This is a genomic window from Pseudomonas sp. TH43 (assembly GCF_016650635.1).
Lineage (GTDB): Bacteria > Pseudomonadota > Gammaproteobacteria > Pseudomonadales > Pseudomonadaceae > Aquipseudomonas.
Genome location: NZ_JAEKFI010000003.1, coordinates 1211028 through 1231278, shown reverse-complemented (window position 1 = coordinate 1231278; position 20251 = coordinate 1211028). Strand labels below are relative to the sequence as shown.

Here is a 20251-nt window from a genome sequence, read left to right as displayed (position 1 = left end):
GCGATCAAGCGACTGGAGCACGCCAGTCATCGGAACCCGAAGTACCAGATACTTCGTGGGTCCAGGTGATTTTTCGGTAGGTGAATTGCACTTCTTCCAGGTGCGTGAAGTGCGCGTTCGACGGGTCCTGGCAGTTGTGCATTTTGTTGTTGATGGCGACGATGATCGCGTCTTCCAGTTTGGTGGTGTAGTAGTGCTCTTGGGTGCCTTGAGCCGAAGTGCGGTACCACTGGATAACGATTTCGCTCATGCGCTCGCCCGAAGTCAGAGCAGCTTGCAGCAGAGGCGATGCCTTGTCGTAGACCTTGGTGATCACCACTGGCTTGTGCACGCGTTGGCCGGTTGGCTGACCTGATTGCGGGTCACGCGGGATGATCACATCGTGAGTGAAAGCCTGAACCATGACCTGGTCTTCGTGGCCTTCCTGAAAGGTGTTGCCAACCGAGTCGGCGGTGAAGGCGCCGGCAGTGATCAGACCTTGTTTTTCGCCAGTGACGGACATGTACGCGGGTGTTGCCATGGGAATGCTCTCCTTGCTCGAAAAAACACGTCAAACAGGCACGATTGCCTGCCCGTGTGTTTTGGGAGACATCAACTTCCATGCCAGCGATTCGATAGTCATTCCGGATCAATGATTTAAGCGAAACATCTCATCCAGGCAGGCGACTCGGGCAAGGAAAAACCATGAAAAGTGCGCAAGAAGTTGCGCAGTACTGCGCAACTTCTTGCGCACTTGGCTACAGGCCTTGCGCTGTAAGGCCTGTAGCGGTTTCAGGGGGTGTTTTATTATGGGCTGCTGCGCAACTTCTTGCGCATCATGGCCTAATAATGGCGTTGCAGATTCGGTTGGTATCTCTCATAGATGTGGATGTCCATCTCGTCAGTCTGTCGGCATAGAGACGACCTATGAGCTGGATTGTTAAACCGTATTTCCTTAATCTTGCGCCCCTCGATACGCTGCACCCAACTTTTTACAGGACTGTCGAGCTCAAGCCTTCCCCAAGGTTTTCCACGGTCCTTTTTTATTCCCGCCGGCAGTCCGGCGATCCGTGCCCGTTTTTCGGCCCGGTCAACAGGAGCAGGTCATGTCTGAAGTCCGTCATTCGCGAGTGATTATTCTCGGTTCCGGCCCTGCCGGTTACAGCGCTGCGGTATATGCGGCCCGTGCCAACCTCAAGCCACTGCTGATCACCGGCATGCAGGCTGGCGGTCAGCTGACCACCACTACCGAAGTCGACAACTGGCCGGGCGACGTCCATGGCCTGACCGGTCCAGTCCTGATGGAGCGCATGCGCGAGCACGCCGAGCGTTTTGAAACCGAGATCGTTTTCGATCACATCAACGCCGTCGACTTTGCTGCCAAGCCTTACACCCTGACCGGTGACAGCGCGACTTACACCTGCGATGCCTTGATCATCGCCACCGGCGCCAGCGCTCGCTACCTGGGCCTGCCGTCGGAAGAAGCGTTCATGGGCAAAGGCGTTTCGGCCTGCGCAACCTGCGACGGTTTCTTCTACCGCAACAAGCCAGTGGCTGTAGTGGGCGGCGGCAACACCGCGGTTGAAGAGGCGCTGTACCTGGCCAATATCGCCAGCACCGTGACCCTGATCCACCGTCGCGAAACCTTCCGCGCCGAGAAAATCCTGATCGACAAGCTCAATGCTCGCGTGGCTGAAGGCAAGATTATCCTCAAGTTGAACGCCACCCTCGACGAGGTGCTGGGCGACAACATGGGCGTGACCGGTGTGCGCTTGAAGAACAACGACGGCAGCTTCGACGAAATCACTGTCGACGGCGTGTTCATCGCCATCGGCCACACCCCGAACACTTCGTTGTTCGAAGGTCAGTTGACCTTGAAAGACGGTTATCTGGTGGTGCAGGGCGGCCGTGACGGCAACGCGACCGCGACCAGCGTAGAAGGCATCTTCGCTGCCGGCGACGTGGCTGATCACGTTTACCGTCAGGCCATCACCTCGGCTGGCGCCGGCTGCATGGCGGCACTGGACACCGAGCGTTACCTGGACGGTCTGCAGAACGCTTCGTTCTAAGATCGCAGGCATAAAAAAACCGGCCAATTGGCCGGTTTTTTTGTGTCCGTTATTCACAGCCCACACATCGAATGTGGGAGCGAGCCTGCTCGCGAAAGCGGTCTCACATTCAGCACATGAGTCAACGGATAGACCGCATTCGCGAGCAGGCTCGCTCCCACTGGGGATTGTGGTTGGTTCTGTGATCAGCGGCGGGTCAGGGGCTGTGCGGTGAATTTCACACCGGCCAGGCCATGAGCGATCAACGCTCGAATGTTGCCGTGATCACTGCCCTCAGGCGTCGCCACCACCGAGCGGTAATGCTCGCCAAACGCCAGCAGCGCTTCTTCATCGCTCAGACCTTCCAGCAGCGCCAGACCGAGGGTCTTGCACGAGCCTTCGTTCTGCCCAGCCGCGTTATCCACTCCACCGTTGTTGAACGCCTGCGGCTGGTAGTCATACCCGGCGGCGATAAACGCCAGAGTGTCGGCGAAAGCGTGTTCACCGCTCTTGAGGCTGGCGCGCAGGGTGTTCAGGTCACTCATGGGTTTTTCCTTTGGCGAACGCCGCTTGTTGTTCGGCGCTGGCTTCTTGCTGAAATTGGGCTTTCCACTCGGCGTACGGCATGCCGTAAACCACTTCGCGGGCGTCATCGAGGCTGACGTCTATCTGGCGCTCGTCGGCTTCGGCCTTGTACCACTTCGACAGGCAGTTACGGCAGAACCCGGCGAGGTTCATCAGGTCGATGTTCTGCACGTCCTTGCGGCTGTCCAGGTGGGCGACCAGCCGGCGGAAGGCGGCGGCTTCGAGTTCGAGGCGTTGTTGCTCGGTCATGGAGGTCTCTTCGAGACAGCTTCAAGCGGCGAGCTTCAAGCTGCAAGTTTGGATTGTGGGTGGCTGTAGCTTAACGCTTGCGGCTCGAAGCTTGAAGCTCAGCGGCTCGCCGCGAGCGTTATTGATACCGACTCGGCAAAACGCAGTGCGTGCGGCTTGTCGACTTCGACTTCGGCGTACAGCACCGAACCATTGCTCATTACCAGATCCAGCAATTCCTGAGTCAGGCGTTCGAGCAGCGCAAAGCGGTTGCCCTCGACGTGGGCGATGATCGCCTTGGTGATCGTGCGGTAATTCAGTGCGTGGTCGATGTCGTTATCGCGCACCGCTTCCTGCGCGGCATACAGGATGGTCAGATTGATCAGCACATCCTGCTTGTTGAGGATCTCGTCCTCGTTGATCCCGATAAAGGTGCGCAAGCGCAGATCCTTGACCCGGATGCGCGCCATTCCCGGCTGAAGTTGTGGCATTTACTTGCTCCGTCCAATCAATTGCAGGAACTCCTGGCGGGTGTTGCTCGACTCGCGGAAGGCGCCGAGCATGACCGAGGTGTTCATCGTCGAATTCTGTTTTTCCACGCCGCGCATCATCATGCACATGTGCTTGGCTTCGATGACCACGGCGACGCCGGCGGCATCGGTGACCTGTTGCACCGCATCGGCAATTTGCCGCGTGAGGTTTTCCTGAATCTGCAGGCGCCGCGCGAACATGTCCACCAGCCGCGCGATTTTCGACAGGCCCAACACCTTGCCTGTCGGAATATAAGCCACATGGGCCTTGCCGATGAAGGGCAGCAAGTGATGTTCGCACAACGAGTACAACTCGATGTCAGCGACGATGATCATCTCGTCGCTGTCAGAGGCAAACAACGCGCCATTGACGATCTCCTCAACGCTCTGTTCGTAGCCGTGACACAGGTATTGCATGGCCTTGGCCGCGCGTACCGGGGTGTCGAGCAGGCCTTCGCGGTCGGGGTCTTCACCGAGGCCGATAAGGATTTCGCGGTAGTTTTCGGGCAGGGACAGTGGCATGCAAGATCCTCTCGGGGCGGCGTTATTTGACGTGCCGTCCGCCGTTGACGGTCAGGGTCGTACCGGTGACATACGGGTTGTCGAGCAGGTAGCGCAGGCTCTGATAGATCACTTCGCTGCCCGGTTCGATGCCCAGCGCGGATTTGGCCAGGGCTTTGGCGCGGTACGCCGCGTTGTCGTCGGGGTTGAACAATAGCAGGGCCGGCGCGACGGTGTTGACCTTGATGGCCGGCGCATAGCGGGCGGCGAAGGACAGGGTCAGGCTGTCGAGCCCGGCTTTGCTGGCGCAATAGCCGATGTGCTTGCTGCTGCCCTTGCGCGTGACGTCGTCGCTGATATGGATGATGTCGGCAGGCGTCGAGCGTTGCAGCAGCTCCGCGCAGTGCAGGTTGATCAGGTACGGCGCAAGCATGTGCAGATTGAACATGCGCGTGAACGCTTCGGCCTCGCTGTCCGGGGTTTCGGCCAGCCATTCTGAGGCGTTGTGGACGATGGCGCGCAGGCTGTCGGTGTGGGTGTTGAGTTCGCCAATGAAGGCAAGGATGCCGGCTTCGCTGGAGAAGTCGGCGAACAGGCCGATGGCACCCAGATCACGCAGTGTTTGTACGCCGGGGCGTTCAGTGCGGTAGGTGAAGATGACGCTGTAGCCATCTTCGAGCAGACGCTGCGCACAATGCAGACCGACACGTTGGCCGGCACCGGTGATGAGGATCGGGGCGGAAGTGGTGGTCATGAACAGCTCGCGTCGCGGGTAGAGCAAAAACTATAACAGCGACACGGCTTACCCACCTATTGCGGGAAGGGCTTTGCGTTTCTCGCAGGAGCAAGGCTTGCCCGCGAAAGCAGTGTGTCAGCCGCCGACAATGCTGAATGACACATGGCCTTCGCGGGCAAGCCTTGCTCCTAAAGACGTTTCATCGGTTTTGAGAAACTGGCTCGGCCGGCAAGCGTCGCGTCGGTGTGCTGTTCAACCAATTGGCCAGCAACCGCGTCGACAACGGTATAAAGAAGTAAACCATCAGTGGCGTCAGGCACAAAGTGCTGATAAAAACCCGCGGCAGCAGGCTCATATCGCCGAGCAGCGGGCCGAGCACGAAGTTGAACAGCAGCGAAACCGGAAAGAATGCCAACCAGATGGCCACGGCCTGTTTCCAGCGTGGTGGCCGCTGACCGGCTGCACCGAACCAGCCCTCGATGCCGCTGACCCGATGTTCCTTGGGGTGCAGAAACAGATCGCTGCCGCGATCCAGCCACGCAGTGCGGGAAGCCGAATGCTCCCAGGCATGCAAAGTCTGTTCGTCGACGAAGCGAAAAATGATTTGAAACTCGTTATCGCCAGGCGGCGGAGCCAGCACGCCAGAGCCGAGATAACCGGGGAAGTCGGTGGCCAGTTGTTCGCCTTCGCGCAGCCAGGCGATCAGATCCTGATAGCGGCCATCGGCGACGCGACGCGCAACCATCAGCGTGACGGGGGAAGTAGACATTGTGTATCTCCGTATTACGAACGCGTTGCTCCGGGTAGGAGTTTCGCCAGACGCAGGCCGGGGTAGTGGCCTGCGTTTTATTGCAAGCAAGGATTATTCCTGATTTTCGCGATTTAACCAGCGACTTTCGTCGTAGTTCGTCGCATGAACCTTTATGGAGCATTGCAACTACAATGGGATCCAATTTACTCACATGGACGTCGATAGCCACATGCCTGTCATGACGGACTCAAGCCTTATTTCGCAGGCATCTGTAGCGCTCGAGCGCGAAGACCTGTTCCCGATACGCGAAGTCTCGCGGCTGACCGGTGTCAATCCGGTCACCCTGCGTGCCTGGGAGAGGCGCTATGGTTTGATTGAACCGACGCGCACCGAAAGTGGGCATCGGTTGTATTCGATGACCGATATCGAGCGCGTGCGCAGCATCGTCGAATGGATCGACCGTGGCGTGGCCGTCAGCAAGATCGGCAAGATCCTCGCCAAGACCGAGCCGCTGAAAGTGCTGGCCAACTACATTGCCGAAGATCGGGTGCAGGCCGATTACCTGCAATGGCAGCATCAAGTGCAGCGTGCCGTCAGTGCGTTCGATGATCTTGAGCTGGATCGGGTCTACGGGCAGATCTTTTCTTCGTATTCGTTGCCGGTGGTGTTCCAGGACATTCTGCTGCCACTGTGGCGGCAATTGCTGCAGCGCCAGGACAGTTTCGGGCAAACCAGTGAATGGTTGTTTCTCGATGGCTATCTGCGCACGCGGGTGCTGCAGCGAGTCATTGCGTTACGCACAGCACAGCCGCGCAAGATTATCGTCAGTGCGTTGGCCGGGCAGTGCCGGGAGCTGGAGTTGCTGGTGGCCGCGCTGTTTTTGAGTGGCAGCGACTCGGGAGTGCGGGTGTTGACGGCCGGCCAGCCGTTCGATGAATTGACGTTGGTCTGCGAAAAGATCAAACCCCAGGCGCTGGTGCTGTTTTCCAATCATGCACCGGCTGCGGAGTTATCACGGCGCCTGAATCGATTGGCGCTGAGCCTGGATTGTCAGGTGTTGTTGGCCGGCGATGCCGCCGACCTGGCGCAGGACACTCTGGCCGGGTCTTCGATCGGTTGCCTGGGCAATGAGGGGGCGACCATGCGTCAGCGGCTGACGCAGTTTCTCGCAGGAAAACTCGATACCTGAAACTCAGGTGTGCAGGGCGGGGTGGGTCAGGCGGTGTTGTTGCAGGATGAACTGGCGCAGGCGCTCGGTTTCATCAGCATCTGTCTGGCTCAGTTCGTAGGCATGGAAACCGTGCTCGGTTTCGCGCTCGAAATTGCCACGCAGTGAAATTCGCTCATAACCGGAAGGGCTGAACCACAGCGCAAAGTGCTTGGGTGGCTTGGTCTTGTTGCGCATTTCGAGCAGCACGCCTTTGTGCGAAACCTCATGCACCCACATCGTGCCGGGTTGGCCTTTGGCATTTTCCAACGCCACCGGTTCTTCAAGGGCCAGTCGCCAAGGGCGGACCATCGGGCCATCTTCGTAGATGCTCGGCACACCCAAGCGTAAATGCAGGGCGTGAAACTCGTCTTCCACCAGGTGCAGGGGGAAGGTCATCTGCTGATTTTCGAAGTTGGCCTGAATGGTCACTTGCTCATGAGCGGCCAGGCGCGTGAGCAGATCACGAATTTGCGAACCGCCATTAACCAGCAGACTCGACGTCGCATCCCGCACGTTTAGCTGCGGGTTGTGCTGCATGGTCTGGATAAAATCCAGCTCATCCTGAGTGAGGAGGGCGTCGCGTTGCATGGCTCGCTCGAAAGAAATAGTTACAAAGTCATTGGTGATTGTAGTTAATGACAATTAGTTCGCTGTTTTGTTTGAACCGTTCGTCGATTTCAGTGCGGCCAGCTCTGCATGCAGGGCTGCAACCTCGGCTTCCAGTTGCGCGACGCGCTGCTGAGCCTTGACCTGAACCGTCACATCCTTTTGCACACCGACGAAGTACGTCATGCCGTCCTCAGCATTTTTTACTGTCGAAAGCGACAGCTCATTCCAGAATGGCGTGCCGTCCTTGCGATAGTTACGCAGGATCTGCCGGCACGATCCATTGTTGCGCAGCACCTCGCGAATCAGTCCAAGCCCTTGCTGGTCGCGGTCTCCGGCCTGCAGAAAGCGGCAGTCCTGATAGAGGATTTCTTCGCTGTTGTAACCCGTCATGCGCTCGAAGGCCGGGTTGACGTAAATCAGGATGTTGTCCTGTTCGCCTTCCTTTTCTGCCACCACGATTCCATCGTTCGAAGCATTGATCACCATTTGCAGCAGATTGGCATTGATCATCTGTGAGTCCATTCAGAATTGCCGAAGGCTCGCATTCTAGAAGAACCGCCGGCGCTGTCTACTGGCCATTAGGGCCAGTTGAGATCCAATCGCAGCTTTGCGGCCCGGGCTGTTACTATCGCCGCTCATTTTTTTCAGTTTCAGGATCAGATTGATGAAAGTCGCCATCCTCTCCGGTTCGGTCTACGGCACCGCCGAAGAAGTCGCCCGCCACGCCCAGAACCTGCTGAAAGCCGCTGGCTTTGAAACCTTCTACAACGCGCGCGCCAGCCTGGCGGACATACAAGCGTTCGCTCCCGAGGCATTCCTCGCGGTGACCTCGACCACCGGCATGGGCGAGTTACCGGACAACCTGCAACCGTTGTACTCGGCTATCCGCGATCAATTGCCCGCCGCTTGGCGCGGTCTGCCGGGCGCGGTCATTGCACTCGGCGACGCCAGTTATGGCGACACCTTCTGCGGTGGTGGCGAGCAGATGCGCGAACTCTTCGCAGAGTTGGGCGTGCGCGAAGTGCAGGAAATGCTGCGCATCGACGCCAGCGAAAGCGTGACCCCGGAAACCGACGCCGAGCCTTGGCTGGCGCAGTTGATCGACGTACTCAAGGGCTGATCGGGCGCTCGCGCAAGAGGGCCAGCCACGCCTGCGCGGCATTCGACAGATAGGCGCCCTTACGCCAGATGAACGCGATGTCCCAGCGCAGGTAATCCGGCGCGCGCAAGGTCAGGCGCACCACGCCTGGCCGCACCAGCCCCCGCGCGACGACACTGGGCAGCAGCACCACGCCTTGCCCGGCGGCGACCAGCGCCGCAAGAAAATCCGCCTGACCGCTGCGCCCGCCTTCCTTCGGCGTAAAGCCCATTTGCTGGCACGCTTGCAGCAATCGATCATTGAGCACGAAGCTGCGTTGATAGAGCAGGAATGGCGTATCGGCCAATTCTTCCAGGCCGATTTCACCTCGATCTGCCAGCGGATGATCGATCGGCAGCAGCGCGTCGAGTTTCTCGTCGCAAAACGGCTGACAGTCGAACTGCGGATCTTTCGGCAGCAGACTACCGCCCAATTCCAGTTCACCGTTGAGCACAGCTTGTTCGATGTTGCGGCTGCCGCCCTCCAGCAACTGCACACTGATGTTCGGGTAGCGCCGGCGATATTCGGCAAACAGCCCGGCGAACAGCGCGTCGCTGCCCAGCAATGGCAATCCGAGGCGTAATTCACCGCGCGCCAGATGACTGAGATCGTCGAGTTCAACCAGCAATTCATTGCGCAAACGCAGCATGCCTTCCGCGCGTTGCAGCACCACGCTGCCGGCGGCGGTCAGGCGCAATTGTGAACCCAGCCGTTCAAGCAGTGGCGTGCCGAGGCTTTGTTCCAGCTGCGCCACCTGTTTGCTCACCGCCGACTGGCTGATGTGCAGGATCTTCGCCGCTTGGGTAAACCCGCCCTGATGCATGACTTCGACAAAACTGCGCAGTTGTTTGAATTCCATCGTCCTGATTCCGTTTTGGAATGGCTTTGAGTCTAACAATTCGCTTCAGGGATGGCAGGTCGCTTCGTAAAATATGCCCCTGTCAGGAGCAAAAACCATGAACGCCGTAACCCTCAAGCATCTTTCCCGTTTAGTCGCTGAACTCGCCGTACTGCTCGGCCTGTACCTGCTCGGCTGCCAACTCGCCGCGTGGCTGGCGTGGCCGATTCCCGGTGGTGTGATCGGCATGGCGCTGCTGTTGCTGGCCTTCGCTCTCGGCTGGGTCAAACCGGCGGCGCTGCAATTGGGCGCGGGACTGTTGATGGCCGAAATGTTGCTGTTCTTTATTCCGGCGCTGATGAGCCTGCTCGACTACGGCACGCTGTTGCGCAATGACGGCTGGCGAATCCTCCTGGTGATTGCCGCCAGCACATTGATGGTGATGCTGGTTACAGCATTCACCGTGGAACTGGCCGTGCGCATGAGGCGTTCCCATGAAGCTTGAATGGATGCCGATGTTCTGGCTCGCCGTCACCTTGCTGGCGTACCTGTTCAGCCGCTGGATTTATCGGCGCACCGGGCGTTATCTGTTGTCGCCGCTGATTCTGGTGCCGGCGCTGCTGCTCGCGCTGGCCGTGCCACTGCATACCGCTTACGCCGAATACTCGAGCAACACCCATTGGCTGATGTTGGTACTCGGGCCGGTGACCGTGGCCTTCGCCGTACCGATCTGGCAACAGCGCCGTTTGTTGATGCGGCATTGGTCGGCGTTGATGTTGGGCATGGTCGCCGGCAGCACGGCGTCGATTGCGACGTCGTTCGGTCTGGCCAAAGCGCTGGCGCTCGACAGCTCGGTGACACTGTCGCTGGTACCGCGTTCGATCACCACGCCGTTTGCCATGCCGCTCGCGCAGGATCTGGGTGGCGTGCCGGAACTGACTGCCGTGTTCGTGATGTTCACCGGGGTGATCGGGGCGATGCTCGGTGGCGTGCTGCTCAAGTGGCTGCCGCTGCGCAGTGCCTTGGCGCGCGGCGCCTTGTTCGGGGTCGGCGCGCACGGTGCCGGCGTCAGTCGCGCCCATGAAGTGGGCGGTGAAGAGGGGTCGGTTGCGGGGCTGGTGATGGTACTTACCGGGTTGTTGAATCTGTTTGCTGCACCTTTGTTGGCGTCGTTGCTTTGACATGGATCCAAGGAGTTTGCATGGCTGACTCGGTCAGTCATCAAGCTGGCTGCCAATGCAACTACGCGATTGCCTGCGCCTGACTAGACTGCTCACACGTGCAGAACAATAAGAACGCAGAGGTGCATACAGTGAGCGTAGCCCCCGTCCAATCGTCCCTTAATGTCAAAGGCCAGGTCAGTGCTGCGGAATGGCAGGCCCGTGTCGATCTCGCCGCTTGTTATCGTCTGGTCGCGCTGCATGGCTGGGACGATCTGATCTTCACGCACATTTCCGCGAAAGTGCCGGGCACCGAAGATTTCCTGATCAACCCGTTCGGTCTGATGTTCCATGAAATCACCGCGTCGAGCCTGGTGAAAGTCGACCAGGCGGGCAACAAACTCATGGACAGCCCGTACGAGATCAATCCCGCCGGTTACACCATCCACAGCGCCGTACACGAAGTGCGGCACGATGTGGTTTGCGTGCTGCATACGCACACCGCCTCCGGTGTCGCGGTGTCGGCGCAAAAGCAGGGCGTATTGCCGATCAGCCAGCAGTCGCTGTTCGTGCTGTCGAGCCTGGCCTATCACGCCTATGAAGGCGTGGCGCTGAACCACGAAGAAAAGGCGCGCTTGCAGGCCGACCTCGGTGAGAACAATTTCCTGATGCTGCACAACCACGGTCTGCTGACTTGTGGCGGCACCATCGCCGACACCTTTCTGATGATGTTCACCTTCCAGCGTGCCTGCGACATTCAGGTCATGGCACAGACCGGTGGTGCTGAACTCATCGCCATCGAACCGCAAATTCTGGCGGGTGCCAAAGCGATGATCGCTGGCGTCACCAAAAGTGCGCAAGGCATGGGTGGCGCGCTGGCCTGGCCAGCGCTGCTGCGCAAACTCGATAAACAAGACCCCGGATATAAACTCTAATGCCTCTTGCCGAGATTCCTCTGTGTGTCTGGCGTAAACGCAGCCAGACGTTTGTCTTTCGTGGCCAGCCGATTCGTTACTGGACGACAGGGCAGGGTGAGCCGTTGTTGCTGATCCATGGCTTCCCGACCGCCAGTTGGGATTGGCATTACCTGTGGCAGCCATTGGCCCAGCGTTATCGGGTGATTGCCTGCGACATGCTCGGTTTCGGCGATTCGGCCAAGCCGCTCAATCACACCTACAGCTTGCTGGAGCAGGCCGATCTGCAACAGGCGCTGCTCGCGCATCTGCAAATCGAGCAACCGCTGCATATTTTGGCTCACGACTATGGCGACAGCGTCGCGCAGGAATTGCTCGCCCGGCATTACGAAGATCGCATTGATGTCGCCAGTTGCGTATTTCTCAACGGCGGGCTGTTCCCCGAAACCCATCGTCCGGTGCTGATGCAAAAACTGCTGTTGAGCCCACTGGGCTGGATGATCGGGCGCGCGTTCACTCGCGATGGTCTGGTGAAAAGCTTTCGACATATCTTCGGCCCACAGACCGCGCCGACCGAAAGCGAACTGGACGATTTCTGGAGCTTGGTCGACAGCAATCACGGCCCGCGAATCATGCACAAGTTGATCGGCTACATTCCGGAACGCCGGGTGCAGCGAGATCGCTGGGTCGCGGCGATGCAGCGTGGCGAAATCCCCTTGCGGGTGATCGACGGCGAAGTCGACCCGATCTCCGGTGCACACATGGTCGAACGCTATCGCGAACTGATTCCGGACGCGGACACCGTGCTGTTGCCGGGTATCGGTCACTACCCGCAAACCGAGGCGCCGGTGCAGGTGCTCAAGCACTACCTGGCATTTCGTGAGCGTCTGGTGCTGCCGCCACGCAAAGTCGCCTGCTCCTGATAACCACTGGCTTGAGTGAACTCTTGTGGCGAGGGGATTTAGCGAAACGTCGCCCCGCCCCGCTCGGCTGCGAAGCAGTCGCAAAACCATAAGGCTCGGTAAACCTGACGAATCGCGTTCACTGGATTTGGGGCCGCTTCGCGCCCCATCGGGGATAAATCCCCTCGCCACAGGATCTCTATCGCTCTGACTATCCCCCAACCTTATCGCACACCATTCAGCCCCAGCCGTGTTCGTTGTGACACCACGCCCCGTGCCTGACACTCGGGGTCAATGTCCCATTGGCCTGCTGGAGTTGCCTCGATGAATGAGTCTGTGCGTTTCGAAGATAAAGTCGTGATCGTCACCGGAGCCGGTGGTGGCCTTGGCCGCGCCCACGCACTGCTGTTCGCCAAACAGGGCGCCAGAGTGCTGGTCAACGACCTCGGCGGCTCGACGCAGGGCGAAGGTGCCAATGCCTCGGCCGCCGACCGCGTGGTCGCGGAAATTCGCGAAGCCGGCGGCATTGCCGAGGCCAACCACGACTCGGTCACCGACGGCGACAAGCTGGTGCAGAACGCTCTCGATGTCTTTGGCCGCGTCGACGTGGTGGTCAACAACGCCGGCATCCTGCGCGACAAGACCTTCCACAAAATGGACGACGCCGACTGGGATCTGGTCTACCGCGTCCACGTCGAAGGCGCCTACAAAGTCACCCGCGCCGCGTGGCCGCATCTGCGCGAGCAAAACTACGGCCGGGTGATCTTCACCGCCTCGACCTCGGGCATCTACGGCAACTTCGGCCAATCCAACTACGGCATGGCCAAGCTCGGCCTTTACGGCCTGACCCGCACCCTGGCCATCGAAGGTCGCAAGAACAATATTCTGGTCAACGCCATCGCGCCAACCGGCGGCACGCGCATGACCGAAGGCCTTATCCCGCCACAAGTGTTCGAACAACTCAAACCGGAACTGGTCAGCCCGTTGGTGGTGTATCTGGCGAGCGAGCAATGCCAGGAGACTTCCGGGTTGTTCGAAGTCGGTGGTGGCTGGATGGGCAAGGTGCGCTGGGAACGTAGTTTGGGCGCCGGGTTTGATCCGCGAGTGGGTTTCTCGCCGGAGGATGTAGCGGCGCACTGGCAGCAGATCTGTGATTTCGAAGGCGCGGCGCACCCGAAGGACAATATTGAAGCGCTGAAGGAAATGATGGCGAATTTGCAGAAGTATTCGCTCTAAGTAAAAGGGCCATCAATCTTGGGATTGATGGCCCAATTTTTTAGGAGTATCTGTTTTCTGTCATGAGTTTTGGAGCTTTCCATTTTGGTCCTTTGATTGCAACAGGCCCTTTGGCGTCGGCCAATACGACCTTTTCGAAAAGTTTCGCATATGTTTGAAGCAGTTCACCGCTGGCAACCACTTCGTATCGATAACGCGCAAACATTCTGTCTAGTGTTGGGGTTGCGGAACCTCGTGCGAAAACAGTTAGCACGTCCTCGACGGATTCATTTTTGACAATTTGCTCGACGGTGCTCATTGCTGGCCTCCTTTCAGAAGTTTTTTATAAAAAACTGCCTCCTGCTTATCTGCTGCTGCAATTTCGCTTCGTGAGCGGCTCGGTACGAAGCCGCCCAAGCCTGCATAGCAATCCCTCGCGTATTGACTGAGCTATCGATGCTCTTCGCTTTTTGAAAATAAGCACCAAAGTCTTTATTGAGTGGGCTGTCTCCAAAGAACTGGTTGGACAGTACAGTTTGCGCAGGACGGAGCAGTGACTTTTCCCGAGGCATAAAAAAGGCCGCTGCAAACGCAGCGGCCAAGGTAAGACGTTGGATCAAGGAGCTACAAATCAACGTCAGTGAACACCGGGGCGATAAATCGAACACTTCGATTCATCTGAAATCTGTTGCCAATCGCTTCAGTGACTCAGCGTAGCTGGCATCACGCTTTACGGCGTGTCCCGTGAAAGCCCGCTCAGAATAAGCACTTCGGCCTGTAGGAAAAATAGCGATTCCGGACATGCACTGTTACGGGGCATGCAACAGTCAAGATGGCTCGATGAGCACCATGCGCTGCACTGATGATCCGCCATCCAGCTGACGCATGGCCCGCGCAAAGCCCCGTCCAGTGCGGGCATTCATCCTTTCGAGCGACAACGCGAATACCTCCTTGGTGCGCTTATCGTCGTGTGTCGGCGGCAGTAGGGTGAGGCCTTCTGTCACTCACCGGGGAAGACGCATGACAACAAAAACAATGCGCGCCATCTTCACACCGCAGGCGCTGACCGCCGCGGTGGCTCTGGGTTGCTGTGCCCAGGCGCACGCGGTTTCGTTCAACATCGGCGAAATCGAAGGCACGTTCGACTCATCGCTGTCGGTCGGTGCGAGTTGGGGTATGCGCGATGCCGACAAGTCGCTGGTCGGCACGGTCAACGGTGGTACCGGGCAATCCTCGACCGGTGATGACGGGCGCTTGAATTTCAAGAAGGGCGAGACCTTCTCGAAAATCTTCAAAGGCATTCACGACCTTGAGCTGAAGTACGGCGACACCGGGGTGTTCGTGCGTGGCAAGTATTGGTACGACTTCGAACTCAAGGACGAAGACCGCGAGTTCAAGCAGATCAGCGACAGCGGCCGCAAGGAGGGCGCCAAGTCTTCCGGCGCGCAGATTCTCGACGCATTCGTCTATCACAATTATTCCATCGCCGACCTGCCGGGCACTGTGCGTGCCGGTAAACAAGTGGTGAGCTGGGGCGAAAGTACCTTCATCGGCAACTCGATCAACAGCATCAACCCGATCGACGTCTCGGCGTTTCGCCGGCCCGGCGCGGAGATCAAGGAAGGCCTGATTCCGGTGAACATGTTGTTCGGTTCCCAGAGCCTGACCGACAAGCTGTCGGTGGAAGGTTTCTATCAACTGGAATGGGACCAGACCGTTCTCGACAACTGTGGCACGTTCTTCGGCGTCGACGTCGCGGCGGATGGTTGCAACAACAATTACACCGTCGGCAGCCCGGCAATTGCGCCGTTTGTACCGCTGACCCAGGCCTTTGGCCAAGGCATTGAAGTGACCCGTGAAGGCGTCGTGGTACCTCGCGGTGGTGACCGCGATGCGCGCGACTCCGGGCAGTGGGGCACGGCGCTGCGCTGGCTCGGCGACGACACCGAATACGGCCTCTATTTCATGAACTACCACAGTCGCACGCCAACCGTGGGCACCACCACTGCCGGGCTTTCGACGCTGGCGGCATTGCCGGGGATGGTCGGCATTGCCAACGGTCTGGCGCCTGGCAGCGGCGCGGGGCTGGCGCAGAGCGTGATGCTCGGGCGCGGCCAGTATTACCTTGAATACCCGGAAGACATTCGCCTGTACGGCGCGAGTTTCTCCACCACGCTGCCCACCGGCACCGCGTGGACTGGCGAGATCAGCTACCGGCCCAATGCTCCGGTGCAGGTCAACACCAACGACCTGACGCTGGCGCTGCTCAACCCGATTGCCGGCGGCGCAGCGTCGCCACTGTCGACCGCGCCGGGTGCGGACAATAAAGGCTATCGCCGTAAAGAAGTGACGCAAGTGCAGAGCACGCTGACGCACTTCTTCGATCAAGTCCTGGGCGCCGAGCGACTGACCGTGGTCGGTGAAGCCGCAGTGGTTCACGTCGGCGGTCTGGAGTCGCGCAGTCAGCTGCGTTATGGCCGTGACTCGGTATACGGCCAGTACGGTTTTGGGGGCGACACCGATGGTTTTGTCACCTCGACGTCCTGGGGCTACCGCGCCCGGGCGATCCTCGATTACGCCAACGTGATTGGCGGGGTCAACTTCAAACCCAACCTGTCGTGGTCGCACGACGTCGCCGGTTACGGGCCCAACGGCCTGTTCAACGAAGGCGCGAAAGCGATCAGCGTTGGCGTCGATGCCGATTACCGCAACACCTATACCGCGAGCCTCAGTTACACCGACTTTTTCGGTGGCGACTACAACGTCCTCGAAGACCGTGACTTCGTCGCTCTGAGCTTCGGCGTGAACTTCTGATCTGCCCGAGAAGGATGAATGCAATGCGCAAAATGATTCTGCAATGTGGTGTGCTGGCCCTGAGTCTGCTGGCGGCCAACGTAATGGCCGCGGTGTCGCCGGATGAGGCAAACAAACTCGGCACCAGCCTCACGCCGCTCGGCGCCGAGAAGGCCGGCAACGCCGATGGCTCGATTCCAGCGTGGACCGGCGGCATCCCGAAAAACGCCGGCGCGGTCGACAGCAAAGGCTTCCTCGCCGACCCGTTCGCCAATGAAAAGCCGCTGTTCACCATCACTGCGGCCAACGTCGACAAGTACAAGGACAAGCTCTCGGAGGGCCAGGTGGCGATGTTCAAACGCTACCCGGAAACCTACAAGATTCCGGTCTACCCGACTCATCGAACCGTCGCCGTGCCAGCGGAAATCTACGAGTCGGCCAAGCGCAGCGCCCTCAACGTGACCACGATCAACGATGGTAACGGCCTGGCCAATTTCACCGGCAATCGCTACTACGCGTTCCCGATCCCCAAGAATGGCGTTGAAGTGTTGTGGAACCACATCACCCGTTATCACGGCGGTAACGTCAAACGGATCATCACTCAGGTCACACCGCAGACCAACGGCAGCTACACGCCGATCCGCTTCGAAGAAGAGATCGCCGTGCCGCAACTGATGAAGGATCTTGACCCGCAACAGGCTGCCAACGTGCTGACCTTCTTCAAGCAGTCGGTGACCGCGCCAGCGCGATTGGCCGGTAACGTGCTGCTGGTTCACGAAACCCTCGACCAGGTGAAGGAACCGCGTCTGGCGTGGATCTACAACGCCGGTCAGCGCCGCGTACGTCGGGCACCGCAAGTGGCCTATGACGGCCCGGGCACGGCGGCCGATGGCCTGCGCACCTCGGACAACTTCGACATGTTCTCCGGGGCTCCGGATCGCTACGACTGGAAACTGGTCGGCAAGAAGGAAATGTACATTCCCTACAACAGCTACAAACTCGACTCGCCGAAGCTCAAGTACGACGACATCATCAAGGCCGGGCACATCAATCAGGATCTGACGCGCTACGAACTGCATCGCGTCTGGGAAGTGATCGGCACGGTCAAACCGAGCGAGCGGCACATTTACGCCAAGCGCCACATGTACATCGACGAAGACAGCTGGCAGGTGGCACTGGTCGACCATTACGACGGTCGCGGGCAACTGTGGCGCGTCGCCGAAGGTCACGCGCAGTATTACTACGATCATCAGGCACAGGCCTACACCCTCGAAGCGCTCTACGACATCATTGCCGGTCGCTACATTGCGTTGGGCATGAAGAACGAAGAGAAGCACAGCTTCGAGTTCGGCTTTGAAGCCAAGGCTGCCGACTACACCCCATCGGCCTTGCGCGCCGAGGGCGTGCGGTAACGGTCTGGATTCATTGGCGAAACACAAGGCGACCACCCGGTCGCCTTTTTTATGGGCGTTAATCAGCGTGCTGAATACTCGTCAACAAGGTGCCTGCAGAGGGCTAGGGTGAGTGCACAACGATAAAAAGGCTCACTCGATGACCGCCATGACGCCGTGCCTGGATCGCCGCGGATTTCTCCCCAGGCTTTCTTCCCATCATCAGCCGCGTGCGCGTTTAAGCGAGCCGTTGCTTGAATCCTCTGCGCGGGTGCGTCTGGTGTGTGCGCCTGCCGGCAGCGGCAAAAGTGCCTTGCTCACTGAATGCCTGTTTCAGGCGCCGCCGGCGTGCGGGGTGTTGTGGTTGCCGCTGGCCGGCACTGCGTTCAGTCCCGATGAACTCCGCCAACGTCTGGCGCAGACGCTGGGGGTGGTCGAGCGTGTTGATGAGGCGCAGTTGGCCGCGGTGCTGGCGCGCTGGTCTGAGCCGACCTGGTTGTTTATCGACGATTACTGCCGCTTGCCGGATGCGGCGCTGGACGCTCTGCTCGACCGTCTGCTTGCCATCAGCAGTCCGGCACTCACCTGGTGGATCGGTACTCGCCGACGTCCACAATGCAACTGGCCGCGTCTGCTGCTCGATGATGAATTGTATGAATGCGAGAGTGCGACGCTGGCCCTCACCCAAGACGAGATCGCCTGCTCCTTGCAGCATTTGTCGCCGGAGCAGGCTGCCAGTGTCGCTGCGCGCATTGTCCAGCGCACGGGTGGCTGGTGCGCCGGTGTGCGTATGGCGCTTCTGCAAAAGTGCGATTGGTCGCAAGGTCTTCAGCCGCAGCAACGGGTCGACAAGTTGCTGGATTATCTGCAACACGAACTCTTCAGCAGTCTGACGCCGGAGCTGGCCGAGGTCTGGCGGGTGCTCGCACATTTGCCGCGTTTCAACGACGAATTATGTGAGCATTTGTTTGGTGCCGGGGAGGGCGCGCAGCACCTGCGCACGCTGCAAATGCTTGGCTGCTTCATCGAACCGTGGCATGAATCGGCTGAATGGCAGCAGGTGTTTGCGCCACTCTCGCAAGTCATGCGCGACGCGCAGTGGCCGGCGGGCCGTTCCTGGCATCGTCGCGCCTGTCAATTCTTTACGGTCGGCAAAGATTGGCGCTCGGCGTTTGAACAGGCCCTGCTTGCCGAGGAATTCGAAGTGGCGGTCAGTCTGTTGCAACACTTCAGCTTCGAGCAGCTCTTCGAAGACCAGACCGTGGTTCTGTTGCTGCACTTGCATGAGCATCAAGGGGAAGAGTTGACCCTCAGCTCGCCGCAACTGGTCGGGTTGTTTACCGCAGCACTGTTGTTTGCCGGGCGGTTTGCACAGGCGGCGCAGTGCATCGCGCATCTGGCGCGTTTCATGCCACAACCGTCGGCGTCACTTGAGCGGCAACTGATTGCGCGCTGGCAGGCGCAACAGGGCTGGCTGTTGCATTTGCAGGGGCAGATGCAACCTGCGCGTGAACATTTTCAGCAGGCATTGGCTGAGCTCGCTCCCGAGGCGTGGCCGACTCGACTGTTGTGCCTGTCGGGGCTGACGCAACAGGCGTTGCTCAGAGGCGAGCTGGACGTCGCGCAAGCGCTCAATCGGCAAGCGCTGTGCCAGGCGCGCGCGCAGGATTCGCTGGTGTTCGAAGGCCTGCTTGAACTCGACCATGCGCAGTTGCTCGAACAGCGAGGCGCGTCTGGTCGTGCCGAGGCATTGTTGAGCAACATGGATGCGTTGCTGCGCGAGCAACCTTGCCGGCTTACGCCTTTGCATGGACGAATCGCCCTGCTGCGTGGGCGTTTGGCGTTGAATCAAGGGCAGGATGAACGTGCGTCGCAACTGTTTCAAAGCGGCTTGAATGATTGTCTGCGCAGCCATGATAAACGTGTGTTGTATGGCTACCTTGGGCAGGCGCAGTTGGCGGCCAATCGGCGTGACTTTGAACTGGCATTCAATCGGCTCCGAGCGGCAGAGCGCTTGATGCAGCAGCGGCAGATTCCAGACACTGTTTACCGTGGCGTCCTGTTGCAGATAAGTAGCCACTTCTGGTTGCAGCAAGACCGTCGAGAGCTTGCCGGTGAAACGCTTGGCCGGGTGGTGCGCCATTATCGAGGGCCGCAAGGCCTGCAAGCGCCTCCGGCGACCGTATTGTTGATCTCACGAATTGAATATCTGTTAATACTCGCTAACGCAAAAGATCCGCAAATGATCAACACCGCTCTGGCGCAGTTGCAGCAGATGGTCAGCCTGGCAGAAGCCCGCGCAATGAACGCTTTGCAGACGGAATTGCAATTGGCAATAGCCGAGCTGCTGTGGCTTGAAGGTCGCAAGGATGAGGCCGATAACGCCTTGCAAAAAGGCTTGGGGCTGGTCGCGAGCTTTCAGTGCCAACAGGCATTGCGAGAGCTGAGCTTGCGCAGGGGCGCGATGTTGCAGGCGCCTTCAGTAGGCTCAATTGGCCAAGAGTCATTTGCCGAGCCGGCGAGCCTGCCTGTGTTGAGTCAGCGTGAACTGGAAGTTTTAAGACGGATTGCACTCGGCTATTCAAATCAACAGATTGCCGATGAAATGTTTATCTCGTTGCATACAGTAAAGACTCACGCTCGGCGCATTCACGTGAAGCTGGGCGTAGAGCGCCGAACTCAGGCTGTCGCGAAGGCAAAACTATCAGGGCTGCTGAGTTAGT

At 59.0% G+C, this 20251-nt stretch carries 23 protein-coding genes; 11 read left to right on the top strand and 12 right to left on the bottom strand.

The window, feature by feature from the left end:
- Window positions 1-4: 4 nt before the first annotated feature.
- Complete coding sequence (locus JFT81_RS15240) at window positions 5-520, bottom strand: Hcp family type VI secretion system effector (protein ID WP_201227933.1); 516 nt, start codon at window positions 518-520, stop codon at window positions 5-7.
- Between the two features lie 565 nt (window positions 521-1085).
- Between JFT81_RS15240 and trxB the strand changes: the two genes are divergently transcribed.
- Window positions 1086-2048 (top strand): thioredoxin-disulfide reductase, encoded by a 963-nt coding sequence (gene trxB, locus JFT81_RS15235; RefSeq protein WP_201227932.1) that lies wholly within the window; start codon window positions 1086-1088, stop codon window positions 2046-2048.
- A gap of 185 nt (window positions 2049-2233) precedes the next feature.
- Here the strand turns inward: trxB and JFT81_RS15230 are convergent, their stop codons facing one another.
- The 6 genes from JFT81_RS15230 to JFT81_RS15205 all read right to left on the bottom strand — a co-directional run bounded on the left by JFT81_RS15230 (window position 2234) and on the right by JFT81_RS15205 (window position 5376).
- Window positions 2234-2572 carry a HopJ type III effector protein gene (locus JFT81_RS15230; RefSeq protein WP_201227931.1) on the bottom strand — a complete coding sequence of 113 codons (339 nt, stop codon included), beginning with the start codon at window positions 2570-2572 and terminating at the stop codon, window positions 2234-2236.
- Window positions 2565-2861 (bottom strand): DUF1244 domain-containing protein, encoded by a 297-nt coding sequence (locus tag JFT81_RS15225; protein ID WP_201146955.1) that lies wholly within the window; start codon window positions 2859-2861, stop codon window positions 2565-2567. Before JFT81_RS15225 ends, JFT81_RS15230 begins: the two co-directional genes overlap by 8 nt.
- Window positions 2862-2959: 98 nt before the next feature.
- Window positions 2960-3331: a dihydroneopterin triphosphate 2'-epimerase gene (gene folX, locus JFT81_RS15220; protein ID WP_007914273.1), complete on the bottom strand. Its 372-nt coding sequence runs from the start codon at window positions 3329-3331 to the stop codon at window positions 2960-2962.
- A complete protein-coding gene (gene folE, locus JFT81_RS15215; protein ID WP_201227930.1) occupies window positions 3332-3892 on the bottom strand; it encodes a GTP cyclohydrolase I FolE in 561 nt (186 codons plus the stop codon).
- A 22-nt stretch (window positions 3893-3914) separates the two neighbouring features.
- The gene (folM, locus tag JFT81_RS15210; RefSeq protein ID WP_201227929.1) at window positions 3915-4625 is read right to left on the bottom strand and encodes a dihydromonapterin reductase; all 711 of its coding nucleotides are present in this window, start codon (window positions 4623-4625) and stop codon (window positions 3915-3917) included.
- Window positions 4626-4806: 181 nt separating this feature from the next.
- A complete protein-coding gene (locus tag JFT81_RS15205) occupies window positions 4807-5376 on the bottom strand; it encodes an antibiotic biosynthesis monooxygenase (RefSeq protein ID WP_201227928.1) in 570 nt (189 codons plus the stop codon).
- A gap of 211 nt (window positions 5377-5587) precedes the next feature.
- Between JFT81_RS15205 and JFT81_RS15200 the strand changes: the two genes are divergently transcribed.
- On the top strand, window positions 5588-6547 hold the full coding sequence (locus JFT81_RS15200; RefSeq protein WP_201227927.1) for a MerR family transcriptional regulator: 960 nt from the start codon (window positions 5588-5590) through the stop codon (window positions 6545-6547).
- Window positions 6548-6550: 3 nt separating this feature from the next.
- Here JFT81_RS15200 and JFT81_RS15195 read toward each other — a convergent pair whose 3' ends face one another.
- Both JFT81_RS15195 and JFT81_RS15190 read right to left on the bottom strand, forming a co-directional pair.
- Entirely contained in the window at window positions 6551-7156 is a 606-nt protein-coding gene (locus tag JFT81_RS15195) for a hypothetical protein (RefSeq protein ID WP_201227926.1), read from the bottom strand.
- Window positions 7157-7210: 54 nt separating this feature from the next.
- A complete protein-coding gene (locus JFT81_RS15190; protein ID WP_201227925.1) occupies window positions 7211-7687 on the bottom strand; it encodes a PAS domain-containing protein in 477 nt (158 codons plus the stop codon).
- A 154-nt stretch (window positions 7688-7841) separates the two neighbouring features.
- On the opposite strand from JFT81_RS15190, the gene JFT81_RS15185 reads away from it, so the two are divergent.
- Window positions 7842-8297, top strand: coding sequence for a flavodoxin (locus tag JFT81_RS15185; protein WP_201227924.1), 456 nt, complete (start codon window positions 7842-7844; stop codon window positions 8295-8297).
- On the opposite strand, the gene JFT81_RS15180 is transcribed toward JFT81_RS15185, so the two are convergent.
- The gene (locus JFT81_RS15180) at window positions 8287-9174 is read right to left on the bottom strand and encodes a LysR family transcriptional regulator (protein WP_201227923.1); all 888 of its coding nucleotides are present in this window, start codon (window positions 9172-9174) and stop codon (window positions 8287-8289) included. The genes JFT81_RS15185 and JFT81_RS15180 overlap by 11 nt on opposite strands.
- 97 nt (window positions 9175-9271) lie before the next feature.
- On the opposite strand from JFT81_RS15180, the gene JFT81_RS15175 reads away from it, so the two are divergent.
- The 5 genes from JFT81_RS15175 (at window position 9272) to JFT81_RS15155 (ending at window position 13365) form a co-directional block, all read left to right on the top strand.
- On the top strand, window positions 9272-9658 hold the full coding sequence (locus tag JFT81_RS15175) for a CidA/LrgA family protein (RefSeq protein ID WP_201227922.1): 387 nt from the start codon (window positions 9272-9274) through the stop codon (window positions 9656-9658).
- Window positions 9648-10334: an LrgB family protein gene (locus JFT81_RS15170; RefSeq protein WP_201227921.1), complete on the top strand. Its 687-nt coding sequence runs from the start codon at window positions 9648-9650 to the stop codon at window positions 10332-10334. The genes JFT81_RS15175 and JFT81_RS15170 overlap by 11 nt, the downstream gene beginning before the upstream one ends.
- Before the next feature lie 131 nt (window positions 10335-10465).
- A complete protein-coding gene (locus JFT81_RS15165) occupies window positions 10466-11248 on the top strand; it encodes a class II aldolase/adducin family protein (protein ID WP_201227920.1) in 783 nt (260 codons plus the stop codon).
- On the top strand, window positions 11248-12150 hold the full coding sequence (locus JFT81_RS15160; RefSeq protein WP_201227919.1) for an alpha/beta hydrolase: 903 nt from the start codon (window positions 11248-11250) through the stop codon (window positions 12148-12150). Before JFT81_RS15165 ends, JFT81_RS15160 begins: the two co-directional genes overlap by 1 nt.
- 303 nt (window positions 12151-12453) lie before the next feature.
- Window positions 12454-13365, top strand: a complete 912-nt coding sequence (locus JFT81_RS15155; RefSeq protein ID WP_201227918.1) for an SDR family oxidoreductase — start codon at window positions 12454-12456, stop codon at window positions 13363-13365.
- Window positions 13366-13405: 40 nt separating this feature from the next.
- Here JFT81_RS15155 and JFT81_RS15150 read toward each other — a convergent pair whose 3' ends face one another.
- Window positions 13406-13663, bottom strand: coding sequence for an immunity protein (locus tag JFT81_RS15150; RefSeq protein ID WP_201227917.1), 258 nt, complete (start codon window positions 13661-13663; stop codon window positions 13406-13408).
- Between the two features lie 13 nt (window positions 13664-13676).
- Entirely contained in the window at window positions 13677-13964 is a 288-nt protein-coding gene (locus JFT81_RS15145; protein WP_201227916.1) for a hypothetical protein, read from the bottom strand.
- A 400-nt stretch (window positions 13965-14364) separates the two neighbouring features.
- Here JFT81_RS15145 and JFT81_RS15140 point away from each other — a divergent pair, with 400 nt between their 5' ends.
- The 3 genes from JFT81_RS15140 to JFT81_RS15130 all read left to right on the top strand — a co-directional run bounded on the left by JFT81_RS15140 (window position 14365) and on the right by JFT81_RS15130 (window position 20250).
- Window positions 14365-16158: a DUF1302 domain-containing protein gene (locus JFT81_RS15140; protein WP_201227915.1), complete on the top strand. Its 1794-nt coding sequence runs from the start codon at window positions 14365-14367 to the stop codon at window positions 16156-16158.
- Between the two features lie 23 nt (window positions 16159-16181).
- Window positions 16182-17549, top strand: coding sequence for a DUF1329 domain-containing protein (locus JFT81_RS15135; protein WP_201200671.1), 1368 nt, complete (start codon window positions 16182-16184; stop codon window positions 17547-17549).
- Window positions 17550-17688: 139 nt separating this feature from the next.
- On the top strand, window positions 17689-20250 hold the full coding sequence (locus JFT81_RS15130; protein WP_201228104.1) for a LuxR C-terminal-related transcriptional regulator: 2562 nt from the start codon (window positions 17689-17691) through the stop codon (window positions 20248-20250).
- Window position 20251: the final 1 nt, after the last annotated feature.